The sequence below is a fragment of the Flavobacterium sp. LC2016-23 genome (genome assembly GCF_009674775.1).
In the GTDB taxonomy this organism is placed as follows: domain Bacteria; phylum Bacteroidota; class Bacteroidia; order Flavobacteriales; family Flavobacteriaceae; genus Flavobacterium.
The window spans coordinates 84,040-99,491 of sequence record NZ_WKKE01000018.1 but is presented as its reverse complement, the minus strand read 5'-3'; the positions used below and the strand labels follow the sequence as shown (position 1 = coordinate 99,491).

Genomic DNA, 15,452 nt, shown 5'->3' with positions numbered 1-15,452 from the left:
GATTATGACAGAGCAGACAAATTTTGAAGTTATCATTATCGGCGGAAGTTACAGCGGACTTTCGGCAGCAATGAGTCTCGGGCGTTCTTTACGCAACGTTTTGGTTATTGACAGTAGTTTGCCCTGTAACAGACAAACGCCTCATTCTCATAATTTTATTACACAGGATGGTGAAGAACCTGCCGTTATTTCGGCGAAAGCCAAAGTGCAGGTTAATTTTTACGACACCGTTCAATTTTACAGCGGATTGGCAGTAAGCGCGACTAAGACTGAAAACGGATTTACAATTGAAACAGCGTCCGGAAAAATCTTCACTTCTAAAAAACTATTGTTCGCAACAGGTGTAAAAGATCTGCTTCCGGAAATTGATGGTTTTGCGGAATGTTGGGGAATTTCCATTATACATTGCCCGTATTGTCATGGCTATGAAGTAAAAGCCGAAAAAACTGCTGTTGTTGCCAATGGCGATATAGGTTTTGAATATGTCAAGATGATTTCGAACTGGACCAAAGATCTGTGGCTGATCACAAATGGTAAATCAACATTGACATCTGCACAAACAGATACTCTGAAGAAACATAAAATTGAAATTATCGAAGAAGAAATCGCTGCTGTAGAACATACGAAGGGGAATATTGAGCAAATTATCTTTAAAAATCAATCAAAAATTAAAGTCAAAGCGCTGTATTTCAGAGCCCCTTTTAAACAACATTGCCTTCTACCGGAATCTTTAGGCTGCGAATTAACGGAACAGGGTTTATTGAAAGTCGACGGTTTTCAGAAAACTACCATTTCAGGAGTATTTGCCAGCGGTGATTGCCACATTCAGGCAAGATCTGTAGCGATGGCGGTTTCTTTCGGTTCTTTTGCCGGAGCGATGATCAATAAAGAGCTTATTGACGAGGTTTTTAATATTTCAATCTGTCCGGTTTAGTAACCCTTTTTGTATAGCCCATAGCTTCAGCTAGGGGAAACTTTTTGTATACCCCCTAGCTTCAGCTAGGGGAAACGGTGAATTGTGAAAAGGGCTTTAGCCAAATCTGCAAAATTTGCTAAGGACTTTTTGTTTTCGATTTTATTTTCATCCCGCTGGAGCTGGACATTATTCAACCTTAGAAAAATAGGAATATAACATATTGATTTAAATAGAATTAAAAATTATAGTTTTAAAATAATTATTTGTCAAATTTAATTTTTAGTTTTGTCTAAATTTAATTTTAAAATAATGAAAAAACTATTTTTGATATTGCTGTTGTTTGTTTTGCAATATTCGTTTGCACAGGAAACCGCTGTTATTTCAGGATATATCTCAGGTGAAGGTCAGAAATTGCAGTTGGCAAACATTCACTTAACAGGAACAAAACATAAAACAGTTACAGATAGTTTAGGATATTACAAATTAGAAAATATTGCTGCCGGAAGTTATACTATCCAGATTTCTCAAATGGGTTTTCAGACCCTGAAAAAGAAGATAGAGGTGCTGAAAGATTCTATTCAATCGTACGATTTTGAATTGACGGATAATGAAAATCAGCTGAACGAAGTGGTGGTTTCCGGAACGCTGAAAGCCGTAAAACGATTGGAAAGTGCTGTTCCGGTTGAGGTTTATTCGCCGGTTTTCTTTAAGAAAAACCCAACGCCAAGTATTTATGAAGCGCTTCAAAACATCAATGGTGTCCGGCCTCAGCTCAATTGTGGTGTTTGCAACACGGGTGATATTCATATTAACGGACTCGAAGGCCCTTATACGTTGGTTTTAATTGATGGAATGCCGATTGTGAGCAGCCTTTCAACGGTGTATGGATTGTCGGGAATTCCGAATTCTCTGGTCGAACGCATCGAAATCGTAAAAGGCCCGGCATCTTCTTTGTACGGAAGTGAAGCGGTGGGCGGCCTGATCAATATTATTACCAAAAATCCAACGAATGCGCCGCTGTTTTCTGCTGATGTTTTTTCTACAAGTTATCTGGAAACAAATGTTGATTTGGGAATGAAATTCAATCCCACGAAAAAAGCGACCACACTTTTGGGGATTAATTACTTTGATTACAATCAGGTTGTAGATAAAGATAAAGATGGTTTTACGGATGTAACACTGTCGGAAAGAATTTCGGTTTTTAATAAATGGAGTTTTTTACGCGAGAATAATCGTTTGTTTACCATCGCAGCCCGCGGAATGTACGAAGATCGCTGGGGTGGAGACGTGCGCTGGAAAAAAAAGTACCGTGGCGGGGATGAGATTTATGGCGAAAGTATTTATACTAAAAGAGGGGAACTGATTGGGAGTTATCAATTGCCTTTTGAAGAAAAACTGATGCTGTCGTTTTCCGGAAACGTGCATTATCAGGACAGTCGTTATGGAGCTACTTCCTATATCGCCAATCAAAAGATAGGTTTCCTGCAACTGACCTGGGATAAAAAGATAGGCCGAAATGATTTTCTTGCCGGAATGGCTAATCGATATTCCTATTACGATGATAATACTACCGCTACAAAAGAAGCCGAAAGTACCTGGCTGCCGGGAATTTTTGTTCAGGATGAAATTACATTTTCTCCCAAAAGTCAGGTGTTGCTGGGAATGCGTTACGATTACAATTCCATTCATGGTTCTATTTTAACACCACGAGTGGCGTACCGTTGGAAAAAGAGTGATAATACCATTTTCCGCTTAAATGCAGGAACAGGATTTCGTGTAGTGAATTTATTTACCGAAGATCATGCAGCGCTTACGGGTTCGAGAGATGTGGTGATTAAAAGTGATTTAAAACCGGAACAATCGGTGAACGCGAATCTGAATTATATTCAGAAAATAAACTTTACCAACGGAACTTTTATCGGAATTGAAACGACGGCCTTTTATACGCGATTCAGTAACAAAATTATATCCGATTATGAAACAGACCCGAATAAAATCATTTACGACAACATTAAGGGTTATGCGTTAAGTCAGGGAATCAGCACCAATGTTGATCTTAATTTTCCTTCGGGATTGAAGTTTATTGTCGGAGCAACTGTTCTGGACAACAAAAATGTGGAAAACGGAGTTTCCCAAACGCCTTTTTTAACCGAGAAATTCACTGCAACCTGGAGTGTGTCATACAAGATAGAGTCGATGAATTTATTATTGGACTATACCGGTAATGTTTATAGCCCGATGAAGCTGCCTTTATTGAGCGATTTAGATCCAAGAAGCCCGAAATCACCCTGGTACAGTATTCAGAATATTCAGTTTACATATTTCGGTTGGAAGAATTTTGAACTTTATGGCGGAGTGAAGAATCTTTTAAACTTTACACCCAAACAAAACAATCCGTTTCTGATTTCCAGAACCAATGACCCTTTTGACAAAAACGTGCAGATTTCGGATGGGACGGCTATTGGCATGAAGGGTAATGTAGTTCCAAAAGGCCAAATCGTCGATACTCCGGATAATCCGTATGGTTTGACTTTTGACACGACTTACGTTTATGGTCAAAATCAGACCATTCGTGGGTTTTTTGGATTGCGATATACTTTGAGATAAATATTTTTTGCCACAGATTACGCTGATTAAACGGATTTTGTTTAAGTTTTTGATAAAGATTTGTCAGGCTGAGCGGAGTCGAAGCCCCCCGTTCCAATTTACAAGCCTTCGACTTCGCTCCCGATGACATCGGGTTTATATCATTGAAAGTAGTGGTAAAAACAAATAAACAACGAATGAAAAAACTAACCTTAATACTCTTCTTTTTAGGAATTTCGGCAACAGGATTCTGCCAGCTCAAAGCGCGATCTTTTGAGGAAGTCGATAGCTTGCAGCACATTCAAAAGAAAAAAACAATCGTTTTCATCCATACCGACTGGTGTCAGTTTTGCCAGAGAATGAAAAATACCACTTTCAAAAATCAGGAAATCATAGAAAAACTGAATCAGGATTTTTATTTTGTGGATTTGAATGCTGAGGAAAAGCGAATTATTACTTTTCATAATCAGACCTTTAATTATCGGCCATCGGGCAATAATGTTGGTGTTCATGAATTGGCTTTGCAATTAGGAACGATGAACAGTCAAATTGTATATCCGGTTTTATGTGTTTTGAATGAGAAAAACGAGATCATTTTGCAGTACAGCAATTATCTCGAACCTAAAGATTTTAATCTTCTTTTAGAAAAATTGAAAGAATAAAATTTGTTATTTTTGAAAATGCAATCCTCACAAATCAAACATTTCAATTATATTTTCACCGGAACAGGTTTAGCTGCATTGATGACGGTTTATAAAATGGCAGTGTCCGGAAAATTTTCCGATAAATCTATTTTACTATTAGACGAAGATCCGAAAAAGACCAATAACAGAACCTGGTGTTTTTGGGATCAGCAAGAATCACTTTGGAATTCGATAATCTCTAAAAAATGGGATTCGGCTTTATTTGTCAATGAAGATTTTAAACGCGATTTAATTTTGAAGCCTTACCGTTACAACCAAATTCGTGGACTCGACTTTTATAATTTTGTTTTCGAAACGATTTCAAAGCAATCCAATATTACTTTCCTTAACGAAAAAGTAACCGATATCAACGAACTCGAAACCCATGTTTTTGTGGGAACGGAAGCGAACCGTTATACTTGTGATTCTTTATTCAACAGCATTTATACCAAAGGTTTTGCATTAAATCAAATCAAATATCCAGTCTTGCAGCAGCACTTTGTCGGCTGGTTTGTAAAAAGTAAATCCGAAATCTTTCATCCGGAACAAGCTACTTTTATGGATTTTTCGGTAGAACAAAGAGGAAATACACGTTTTATGTATGTTTTGCCCATTTCTAAAACAGAAGCCTTAGTAGAATATACGCTGTTTTCTGAAAATCTTCTTCCCGTAGCAGAATACGAAAATGAGATTCAGATCTATTTGAGAAACCTCGGAGCTGATCAATATGAAATTACCGAAAAGGAGCAGGGCAGTATTCCCATGACCTGTTATCCTTTCTGGAGGAAAAACACCAAACGCGTTTTAAATATCGGTACAGCGGGTGGCTGGACCAAAGCGAGTACGGGTTATACGTTTAAAAATTCTGATAAAAAATCATCAGCATTAGTCGAATTCCTGCAAAATAATCTTTCCCCAAAAATGGCTTCATTTCATCAAAAAAGCAGGTTTTGGTTTTATGATTTGTTGCTTTTGGATATTCTGTACCGACATAATGAATTAGGTAGCCGCATTTTTTCATCTTTATTCAAAAAAGGAAATCCTCAATTGATTTTTAAGTTTTTAGATGAAGAAACGAATTTATCGGAGGATTTTCTGGTGATTTTAAAATGTCCTAAAATCCCTTTTATTAAGGCATTGTTTCGGGTATTATTCAAATAAAAAATCTATTTCGCGCAGATTTGCAGGATTAAGCGAATTATAATTTATTAGCATCTGAGTCAAAAAAACGGCGCAATCTACCAAATTTGAGCCCGAAATTTTCGACAATTATATTATCAATCATACTATAACAAAACTTTATACTTCAAATTAAGTAGTTGCGAGTAAACTTTGTAACTTTGCAGTTCAAAAGTAAAATTTAAAAATAAAGAAATATGTATCCAGAAGAAATGGTAAAACCAATGCAAGCTGAATTGACTGCTGCAGGTTTTCAAGATTTACATAGTGCTGACGCCGTAGATAACGCTATCAAAGCTGAAGGTACCACTTTGGTTGTTGTAAACTCTGTTTGTGGTTGTGCTGCAAGAAACGCACGTCCGGGAGCAAAAATGAGTTTAGAAGGCGCTAAAAAACCAGATCACTTAATTACAGTTTTTGCTGGAGTTGACAAAGAAGCGGTTGATGCTGCAAGACAACATATGTTCCCTTTTCCTCCATCATCGCCTTCTATGGCTTTGTTCAAAAACGGAGAATTGGTTCACATGCTAGAGCGTCACCACATCGAAGGCCGCCCTGCAGAATTGATTGCTGAGAACTTGCAGGATGCTTTTAATGAGTATTGCTAATAAGGTACAAAGAGGCAAAGGTACAGAGGTACAAAGATTTTAAAAAGCACTATTAATTTAGTGCTTTTTTTGTTTTTAATACTATCGTACTTAAAACCTTTGAACCTTTGTTACTCTGTCCCTTTGTACCTTTGTACCTAAGAAAACCTTTGCAACTCAGAACCTTTTTCATACCTTTGCACCTCAAAAAATATTTTCTTAACTTAAATTAGTTTATAGCATGCAACTGTATAACACTTTAAGCGCAGAAGAAAGAGCCATCATGATCGATGATGCCGGTAAACAACGACTAACGTTGTCTTTCTATGCGTATGCCAAAATTCAAGATCCCAAAAAATTTCGCGATGATTTATTTGTAGTCTGGAATGCACTCGATGCTTTAGGCCGAATTTACGTGGCCAAAGAAGGAATAAATGCTCAGATGAGTATTCCTGAAGAAAATTTGGAAGCCTTTAGGGAAACTCTTGAAGTGTATGATTTCATGAAAGGCATACGACTAAATGAAGCGGTAGAACATGATGACCATTCCTTTTTAAAACTCACCATTAAAGTGCGTGATAAAATCGTTGCTGACGGTTTAAACGACGAAACTTTTGATGTAACCGACATAGGCGTTCACCTGAAAGCCAGGGAATTCAACCAAATACTTGACGATCCAAACACGATTGTTGTTGATTTTAGAAACCACTACGAAAGTGAAGTGGGACATTTTAAAAACGCGATTACTCCGGATGTTGAAACGTTCAGGGAGAGTTTGCCCATCATCAACGAACAGCTTCAAAATCATAAAGAAGACAAAAACCTGGTGATGTATTGCACGGGTGGAATTCGTTGCGAGAAAGCAAGTGCTTATTTCAAACATCAGGGCTTTAAGAATGTTTATCAGTTAGAAGGCGGAATTATTAATTACGCCAAACAACTAAAAGAAGAAGGTCTGGAAAGCAAATTCATCGGGAAAAACTTTGTATTTGATAATCGTCTTGGCGAAAGAATTACCGAAGATATCATTTCGCAATGCCACCAATGCGGAAAAGCTTGTGACAACCACACCAATTGCGAAAACGACGGATGCCATTTGTTGTTTATTCAATGTGATGAATGTAAAGCAGCTATGGAAAACTGCTGTTCTACAGAATGTCTGGATATTATTCACCTGCCTTTGGTGGATCAGGTTCGTCTGAGAACCGGAAAACAAGTGGGGAATAAGGTCTTTAGAAAAGGAAAATCTGAAAATCTAAAATTCAAACATTCCGGGGAATTAGCGGATACAGTTTTGGCTGCAGCTGAAAAGAGCGAAGCTAAACCAGCTGATATCCGTCAGAAGATAAAAGTAAAGAAAGCCTTGCTTGGAAAAGCGGAGCATTATTACGTAAAAGCAAAAGTGGGTCAATTTACAGTTGAAAACCAGACGCTGCAAATTGGCGATAAAATTTTAATTTCCGGACCAACAACTGGTGAGCAGGAATTGATTTTAGGCAAAATGATTGTCAACGGGGCTGAAACCACCATAGCAAATATTGGTGACAAAGTAACTTTTGAAGTTCCTTTTCGTATTCGTTTGTCAGATAAGTTGTATAAAATTGTAAATTAGCAGAAATTTTGCTAATTTATTTATTTTATGTCACAATCCTTTACCAAATTATGGATTCATGCAATTTGGGCAACGAAACATCGTCAAGAATTAATTGATTTTTCAATTGAGAAGAGGATGTACGATTTTATTTGGCAAGAGTTAACTGAACTCGGATGTCCAGTTAGAATCATAAATGGAATGCCAGATCATGTGCATGTTTTGTTTTTACAAAATCCACAAAAAACTATCTCAGATATCGTGAAGCAAATAAAAGGAAGTTCTTCTCATTTTATAAATAGAGAAGAACTTATCCTTGAAAAATTTGCATGGCAAACTGGCTATGCTGCTTTTTCTGTTAGCGAGTCTCAGTTGGATGCTGTTTACTATTATATTAAAAATCAAAAACAACATCATCTAAAGAAAAATGGTCAAGATGAATTTGATGATTTTGTACAATTGCATGGTTTGGGTAATAAATGATTGCTCATTGACACGTTTCCCGTGGTTGAAACCACGGGCTACATTTCAAACATTGCTAGAGAAAAACATTGCCTTCGGTTTCAACCGCAGGACGACAAGTATCTCTATTAGTATTATAGGTTTGGTAAGGGGATTATTAAAAATGCCAATTGACACGTTTCCCGTGGTTGAAACCACGGGCTATATTCTAAAAACATTGCTGGAGAATAACATTGCCTGCAGTTTCAACCGGAGGACGAAAAGATATCCATTAGGATTATAGGTTTGGTAAGGGGATTATTAAAAATACCAATTGACACGTTTCCCGTGGTTGAAACCACGGGCTATATTTCAAACATTGCTTGCGGTTTCAACCGCAGGACGAAAAGATATCCATTAGTATTATAGGTTTGGTAACTGGATTATTAAAAATGCCAATTGACACGTTTCCCATGGTTGAAACCACGGGCTATATTTCAAACATTGCTAGAGAAAAACATTGCCTTCGGTTTCAACCGTTGGAACACAATATCAATAAAAATGACAAGAGCCAACAAAATTGAACTCATGGCTCCCGCAGGGAACTTTGAGTCGCTTCAGGCTGCACTTGATAATGGTGCAGATTCCATTTACTTTGGAGTAGAACAACTCAACATGCGTGCCCGTTCGACAGTAAATTTCACCATGGATGATTTACCTGAAATCGCCAGTCGCTGTGAAGCTAAAAACGTAAGAAGTTATTTAACACTGAACACTATAATTTACGATCATGATTTATCTGTCGTAAAAATCCTTTTAAACAAAGCCAAAGAAGCCAATATTACCGCAGTGATTGCTTCTGATCAGGCTGTAATTGCAATGGCAAGGAATATTTCGATGGAAGTTCACATTTCAACACAACTGAATATAACGAACATCGAAACCATAAAATTCTATAGTTTATTTGCCGACACAATGGTTTTAAGTCGGGAATTGAGCTTGCGTCAGGTAAAGAAAATCACCGGTCAAATTGAGAAAGAACAAATAAAAGGTCCGAATGGGAATTTAATTGAAATCGAAATTTTTGGTCATGGTGCTTTGTGTATGGCAGTTTCCGGGAAATGTTATTTGAGTCTGCATTCGCATAACTCCTCTGCAAATCGTGGCGCTTGCAAACAAAATTGCCGTAAAAAGTATACTGTAATCGATCAGGAGACTGGTTTTGAAATCGAATTGGATAATGAATATATGATGTCTCCAAAAGATTTATGTACGCTCGATTTTCTGGATCAGGTTATCGATTCCGGAATTCAGGTTTTGAAAATTGAAGGTCGTGGCCGTGCTCCGGAATATGTAGCAACAGTTATAAAAACGTACAGAGAAGCAATTGATTGCTATTATGATAAATTATTCACCAAAGAAAAAGTCGAAGTTTGGATGGAAGCATTAAGTACTGTTTACAATCGTGGCTTTTGGTCGGGATATTATTTAGGACAGGAATTGGGAGAGTGGAGTGATATTCCGGGTTCTGCTGCAACTCAAAAGAAAGTTTACGTTGGAAAAGGGACGCATTACTTTCCAAAAGCTGAAGTGGGGCAATTCAAAATTGAAGCTTATGATATTAAAGTCGGTGATAAAATCCTCGTAACTGGTCCAAGTACCGGCGCTCAGGAAATGGTTATAGAAGAAATGTTTGTTGGAGATGTGTGGGTTGACAAAGCAACAAAAGGAGATGATTGTACCTTCAAATTGCCTTTTCGAATAAGGATGTCTGATAAATTATATAAAATTGTAGAAGCGTAATGGTAATCGTAACACTGCAAAGAGATAAATGTATTGGTTGTAATTATTGTGTCGAAATGGATCCGGTACATTTTCAAATGTCCAAAAAAGATGGAAAATCGGTTTTGATTCATTCGCAAAATGCAAAAGGTTTTTATACATTAAAATCTCCCAATCATATTACTGTCGAAAGTTTTGAATTGGCCGCAAAGGCATGTCCGGTGAAGATTATTACGGTCAAGGAGACTTAGCAATAAAAAAAGAAACCCTGTTTTGTATCATTACAAAATAGGGTTTTACTTTCTCTCTAAAACTTGTTTGGTTATTAAATACCAAATTTGGCATCAATGTTATGCTTTTCGGCATAAGCTTTTGCAACATTCATCAATTTTGTAAACTTGGCATCAATATCGTTTTGAGTGGAGGCATCAAAATCTGCTATTGCTTTTTGTATTTGTTCAGTTGAGGCCTTTTCGTCTTTCATTTTGGCAATCGGCAAATATCCTTCTTTTTCTTTAGCAATCGCATAAGTGAATAGATCCTTCGATGCCTGAAGAAGCGCTCTATTATCATCATTTTCCTCTATTTCTTTAATTTTGTTCAATTGAGTTTCTAAATTGGTGATATCAAATTTAAAGTAATCATAATAAGAAGAAGCAACCATGTTTTTTTTGCTCTCCTCATAGATCTGAGGTTCAGAATCCAGTTTAAAATTGATGTCCTTACTGCCAAAGCGTGATAATAAATTAGAATTTAAAGCAGCTATATCAAAAGTTTTTTCGGGCGAATGGTCTGTACAGGAAATAGAAACCATACTTGTGGTGATTACTATTAAAAGTAGCGTAACGGTATTTAAGATTTTTTTCATTTTTAAGTTTGTTTGTTATTTATCCTTTTAAGATTTTACTTTTCTCAGCATCAAATTCTTCTGCTGTCAAAATTCCGGCATCTAATAACTCTTTAAGATCCAGTAAGGCTTTTTTCTTTGCCTCCATTGAATTTGAAGTATCGGCTTTTGGTGCGTCTGTTTGAGAAGTTGTATGTATTGGATTCACAACTGTTCCTGAAGGCGCAAATTTCAGAATCAGCTCTGTAATCTCATTAAAACCTTTTACATTTGAATAATCAATTGCTTTTTGCTCTTTTACGTTTACAATGGAAGCATCGGCTTTATTTTCAAGTAAATATTTTACAACATCTTTTTTTCCGTTTGCCGCGCTGTAATGCAAGGGTGTATTTCCGGATTCGTCCTGTATGTTGATATGGGCACCAGATTCGATAAGCAGTTTTACCATGCTTAAATTGCCTTTTTTAGTAGCCACATGCAAAAGGCTTTCGCCGCCATAAGTATAACTGCTGTTCAGCGTAAAACCGGATTCGTTAGAAATGTTGGAGGCACTTAACACCCAGTCCAGATAATCATTCATAGATGAGGTATCGCCGGCCACTGGCTTACTGTAATTTACATCGACGCCGTTTTCTAAAAACAAAGCCACAATTTCCTTTTGGTTATTCGCGCAGGCGTACCAAATTGGAGAATAGCCATTGTTGTTGGATGTAAACACAGCTGCACCTCTCTCAACCAAAAGTTTGGCCAGCATTCGATTGGTTTCGTAGCAGGCAATCAAAAGAGCATTTTCGCCAGCGTGATTTGCATGGTTGATGTCGGCACCATTATCCAAAAGCAGGGTCACCATTGGAATCGATTTGGTGTAGCAGGCGTAAAGCAAAGGTGTGTTTCCTTGTTTATCGGTTACATTAATATCTGCTCCTTTATCTAACAGCAATTGAATAATTTCCCGGTTTAATTTCGCTGAAGCCAATAATAGCGGACTTTCTCCATTGTTATTCAAAAGATTAACATCGATACCTTCTTCAAGCAACTTTGTTGCAATTTCAATTTGAGCAGTTTGAACAACCAAATGTAAAAGACTGTTTCCGTATTTATCATTTTTGGTAATTTCTGCACCATTTTCCAATAAGTGCAATGCCGTTTGTTTCTGTTTTTGCAGACAGGCAAAGTACAAAGGGGTTTCTCCCTCATGATCTTCGTAGTTAATATCGGCACCATCTTCAGTTAATATCTTTACAATGTCCAGGTATCCTCTGTGGGCGGCATAATGAAGTGCAGTTCTCCCTTTTTCATCGGTATATTTTACATCGACTTCTTTATTTTGAAGAAGTAGTTCGGCTATTTTTCGGTTGCCGTTTTCGCAGGCAATTATAAATGACATTGACATAGAATCTTGATTTTATATAAGTTTAGGCTTTCATTAAAAGTTCAACAGTCTTAATTTTCAGATTATCTGCAGAAGCGAGTGTAATAGCATTTTCGTCTTTATCATTGGTGATATCTTTGTCTGCACCATTTTCCAAAAGTAATTTTACCTTTTTGTAGATTTCTTTTGCGGCTTCGGCATCGTAATTTACATTGTAAGCGCAGACTTTATGCAAAATGGTATTTCCCTGATTGTCCTGCTCGTTAACATCAATAGATCCGCTGTCCAATACCGATTTTAGAATACCTGATTTTTTCTCCGCAATATAATCCAGGCCTGATTTTGGATTTCCGTAATAGTGCGCACAGTGATTTAAGTCGGCACCATCTGACAATAATCTCTGAAGTGCATTCAGATCATTGTCTGAATCAGACATCATTCGGATAAATTCGGTCAGCAAGGTTCTTCCGTCTTTATTGATAGTATTGAAATTGGCTGATGAAGATGCTGCCAAAAGTTCATACATCGGAATAGAAAACTGTTCGCCAACTGCATAATAAAAGGAACTGTTTTGCTGATTGTCTGTTTCGTTAGGGTCAGCTCCATTTTCTAACAGCAATGGAATATATTCCTTTTTGTTTCTTTTAACGGCATACATCAATGGTGTAGTGCCTACCACATTTTTTTCATTAATGTCAACACCGTTTTCCAGTAGTATTTTAATATATTCCTCTCCTTTTTCGGCATTTAGGGAATAGTTGTTTACGATTTTATGAATGAAATTCTCCTGTGCGTTGTTTTTATATGTAGCATTACAGCCAAAATCTTCTATTAAGCTTTTAATTACTTCCGGAACAGCTTCTTTTTCGATACAATATCCCAATAAAGTCTGATCGCTGATTTCATCGTTACTATTGTCAACTTTCGACATTATTTCTTTGAAAAAGGAAATAGATGCTGCATCATTTTTTATATTTCTCGAAAGAGAGTTGAATATTGATTTGTCAAAACTGTCCAGTTCGTAAATATCAGTCTCGATAAAACCCGCTTTTATCAGTCTGTCAATGAAATCCATTTCTTTGGCTTCAATAATTTTGGCTGTGATTTGAGAAAAATTATTTTGAAGATATTGCCCGTTAAAGTTTTCGCCGTTATTCAGGGATTCTCTGGCCTCGTCAAATTTTCCCTGAAAAAGGAAATTTTCAATCTGGTTTTGTGTTTGCATTTGCATTTGATATTTAAAAATGATGATAATAGTTTGCTTTGTAATTATTGACTTCACAAACGATGCTGTAAGACAAAACATAAAATTCGTAAATATATTTCAGGATAAAAATTAAAAATCACAGTTTAAGTGGTAAAAGCAACAGAATAAGTTTTTAGACATTAAAATTTCCTAATTATGCTACTGTCGAAAGTTTTGAATTGGCCGCAAAGGCATGTCCGGTGAAGATTATTAGGTAAAAGAGACTTAGAAATTGTGTTCTGAAATATGATTAGAAAGCCTGTTTTGCAAAATGTAAGACAGGTTTTTTTATTTAACACCCCTTTAGTTTTAATCGTTAAATAGCAAACTAAAAAAAATACTATCTTTACCGATCAAACGTTTATGAACTTAAGTCGCTTTTTTGCGACACTACATATAGAATTATGGCATGTACAAGTTGTTCAACCTCAGATGGTGGTGCACCAAAAGGTTGTAAAAATAATGGGACTTGCGGCACCGATAGCTGCAATAAACTGACGGTTTTTGACTGGCTCGCAAACATGAGTCCGTCTAATGGAGAGGCAATTTTTGATTGTGTTGAGGTACGTTTCAAGAACGGACGAAAAGAATTTTTCAGAAATTCAGAGAAATTAACCTTAAGTATCGGTGATATTGTAGCAACTGTTGCATCACCGGGACATGATATTGGAATCGTTACTTTGACAGGCGAATTGGTAAAAATTCAAATGAAGAAAAAAGGCGTGAATCACGAAAGTAATGAAGTGCCGAAAATCTATAGAAAAGCTTCCCAAAAAGATATTGATATCTGGTCTGTGGCGCGTGAACGTGAAGAACCGATGAAGGTTCGTGCCCGTGAACTGGCCATTCAGCACAAACTGGAAATGAAAATCTCCGATATCGAGTTTCAGGGAGACGGATCAAAAGCAACTTTTTACTACACCGCAAACGACAGGGTCGATTTCAGGCTTTTGATTAAGGATTTTGCAAAAGAATTCAGTACAAGAGTCGAGATGAAACAAGTTGGTTTCCGTCAGGAAGCGGCACGTCTGGGCGGAATTGGTTCTTGCGGAAGAGAACTTTGCTGTTCAACCTGGTTAACCGATTTCAGAAGCGTTAATACTTCAGCGGCACGTTACCAGCAGCTTTCACTGAACCCTCAGAAATTAGCGGGACAATGCGGAAAATTAAAGTGCTGTCTGAATTATGAGCTTGATACTTATATGGATGCCCTGAAAGATTTTCCGGATTACGATACCAAATTAGTAACCGAAAAAGGAGATGCCATCTGTCAGAAACAGGATATTTTCAAAGGTTTGATGTGGTTTGCGTACACGAATAATTTTGCAAACTGGCATGTGTTGAAAATTGATCAGGTCAAAGAAATTATGGCTGAAAACAAACTGAAAAATAAAGTTTCTTCTCTGGAAGATTTTGCTATAGAGGTTATCTTAGAACCTGAAAAAGATTTTAATAACGCGATGGGTCAGGAAAGTCTAACCCGTTTTGATCAGCCAAAAAGAAAGAAAAAACCAAACCGCAAACGCAAACCAAATGCTGAAGCTGCGATTGTGGCAACTCCAAACAAACCTCAGGCAACTCCAAACCAAAACAAGCCTGCCGGAGGAAATTCAAATAAAGGAAATAATCCAAACAAAGGAAACAGGCCGAATAATAACAAGCCAAATCAATCGAATAAAGCTAATAATTCGAATGACAATAAGCCGGCAGAACCTAGAAAACCTATAATTATTACTAAAAATGAGAATAAAAAATAGCGGAATTCTTATTTTGGCAGCGATACTTCTTTTTTCCTGTGATAAAAAAAGAGTATTTGATGAATACAAATCTGTTGGCAGTGCCTGGCACAAAGACAGTGTTGTTACTTTCGACCTGCCAGTTCTGGATTCTACGAAAAAGTACAATTTGTTTGTAAATTTGAGAGACAATAACAATTATCCGTTCAATAATTTGTTTTTGATTGTAGCTATTGAGACACCAAGCGGATTTACGAAAGTGGATACCTTAGAATACCAGATGGCAAATCCGGACGGGACGTTGTTAGGAAACGGTTTTACAGACATAAAAGAAAGTAAACTGTATTACAAAGAAGATGTAAAGTTTAGAGGGAAATATAAAGTACACATCAAACAAGCCGTCAGGGAATCAGGTAAGATTCCGGGTGTTCAGGCTTTGGAAGGTATTACAGACGTAGGTTTTAGAATAGAACAAAAAGATTAGAC

14 protein-coding genes are annotated in these 15,452 nt (G+C 37.0%); 11 read left to right on the top strand and 3 right to left on the bottom strand.

Annotated features, from left to right (window positions below):
• Positions 1-4 precede the first annotated feature (4 nt).
• The 9 genes from GJU43_RS16155 (at position 5) to GJU43_RS16110 (ending at position 10,016) form a co-directional block, all read left to right on the top strand.
• Positions 5-934, top strand: a complete 930-nt coding sequence (locus tag GJU43_RS16155) for an NAD(P)/FAD-dependent oxidoreductase (RefSeq protein ID WP_154341892.1) — start codon at positions 5-7, stop codon at positions 932-934.
• 291 nt (positions 935-1,225) lie between these two features.
• Positions 1,226-3,523, top strand: a complete 2,298-nt coding sequence (locus GJU43_RS16150) for a TonB-dependent receptor (protein ID WP_154341890.1) — start codon at positions 1,226-1,228, stop codon at positions 3,521-3,523.
• A 176-nt stretch (positions 3,524-3,699) separates the two neighbouring features.
• Entirely contained in the window at positions 3,700-4,164 is a 465-nt protein-coding gene (locus GJU43_RS16140; RefSeq protein ID WP_154341888.1) for a thioredoxin family protein, read from the top strand.
• 18 nt (positions 4,165-4,182) lie between these two features.
• Positions 4,183-5,346, top strand: a complete 1,164-nt coding sequence (locus GJU43_RS16135) for a lycopene cyclase family protein (protein WP_154341982.1) — start codon at positions 4,183-4,185, stop codon at positions 5,344-5,346.
• A gap of 215 nt (positions 5,347-5,561) precedes the next feature.
• Complete coding sequence (locus GJU43_RS16130) at positions 5,562-5,972, top strand: BrxA/BrxB family bacilliredoxin (RefSeq protein ID WP_029271207.1); 411 nt, start codon at positions 5,562-5,564, stop codon at positions 5,970-5,972.
• Between the two features lie 220 nt (positions 5,973-6,192).
• A complete protein-coding gene (locus GJU43_RS16125) occupies positions 6,193-7,563 on the top strand; it encodes a rhodanese-related sulfurtransferase (RefSeq protein WP_154341886.1) in 1,371 nt (456 codons plus the stop codon).
• Between the two features lie 27 nt (positions 7,564-7,590).
• The gene (gene tnpA, locus GJU43_RS16120; RefSeq protein ID WP_154341884.1) at positions 7,591-8,025 is read left to right on the top strand and encodes an IS200/IS605 family transposase; all 435 of its coding nucleotides are present in this window, start codon (positions 7,591-7,593) and stop codon (positions 8,023-8,025) included.
• A gap of 519 nt (positions 8,026-8,544) precedes the next feature.
• Positions 8,545-9,786 carry a peptidase U32 family protein gene (locus GJU43_RS16115; RefSeq protein WP_154341883.1) on the top strand — a complete coding sequence of 414 codons (1,242 nt, stop codon included), beginning with the start codon at positions 8,545-8,547 and terminating at the stop codon, positions 9,784-9,786.
• Entirely contained in the window at positions 9,786-10,016 is a 231-nt protein-coding gene (locus GJU43_RS16110) for a ferredoxin (RefSeq protein WP_154341881.1), read from the top strand. The genes GJU43_RS16115 and GJU43_RS16110 overlap by 1 nt, the downstream gene beginning before the upstream one ends.
• Positions 10,017-10,090: 74 nt before the next feature.
• On the opposite strand, the gene GJU43_RS16105 is transcribed toward GJU43_RS16110, so the two are convergent.
• From GJU43_RS16105 to GJU43_RS16095, 3 genes are read right to left on the bottom strand one after another with little or no spacing between them, the layout of a single operon-like run.
• On the bottom strand, positions 10,091-10,633 hold the full coding sequence (locus GJU43_RS16105) for a hypothetical protein (RefSeq protein WP_154341879.1): 543 nt from the start codon (positions 10,631-10,633) through the stop codon (positions 10,091-10,093).
• A 19-nt stretch (positions 10,634-10,652) separates the two neighbouring features.
• The gene (locus GJU43_RS16100; RefSeq protein ID WP_229655067.1) at positions 10,653-11,999 is read right to left on the bottom strand and encodes an ankyrin repeat domain-containing protein; all 1,347 of its coding nucleotides are present in this window, start codon (positions 11,997-11,999) and stop codon (positions 10,653-10,655) included.
• 28 nt (positions 12,000-12,027) lie between these two features.
• Positions 12,028-13,209: an ankyrin repeat domain-containing protein gene (locus tag GJU43_RS16095; RefSeq protein WP_154341875.1), complete on the bottom strand. Its 1,182-nt coding sequence runs from the start codon at positions 13,207-13,209 to the stop codon at positions 12,028-12,030.
• 425 nt (positions 13,210-13,634) lie between these two features.
• On the opposite strand from GJU43_RS16095, the gene GJU43_RS16090 reads away from it, so the two are divergent.
• Both GJU43_RS16090 and GJU43_RS16085 read left to right on the top strand, forming a co-directional pair.
• Positions 13,635-14,987: a regulatory iron-sulfur-containing complex subunit RicT gene (locus GJU43_RS16090; protein ID WP_154341873.1), complete on the top strand. Its 1,353-nt coding sequence runs from the start codon at positions 13,635-13,637 to the stop codon at positions 14,985-14,987.
• Positions 14,971-15,450: a gliding motility lipoprotein GldH gene (locus GJU43_RS16085; protein ID WP_127338885.1), complete on the top strand. Its 480-nt coding sequence runs from the start codon at positions 14,971-14,973 to the stop codon at positions 15,448-15,450. Before GJU43_RS16090 ends, GJU43_RS16085 begins: the two co-directional genes overlap by 17 nt.
• Positions 15,451-15,452: the final 2 nt, after the last annotated feature.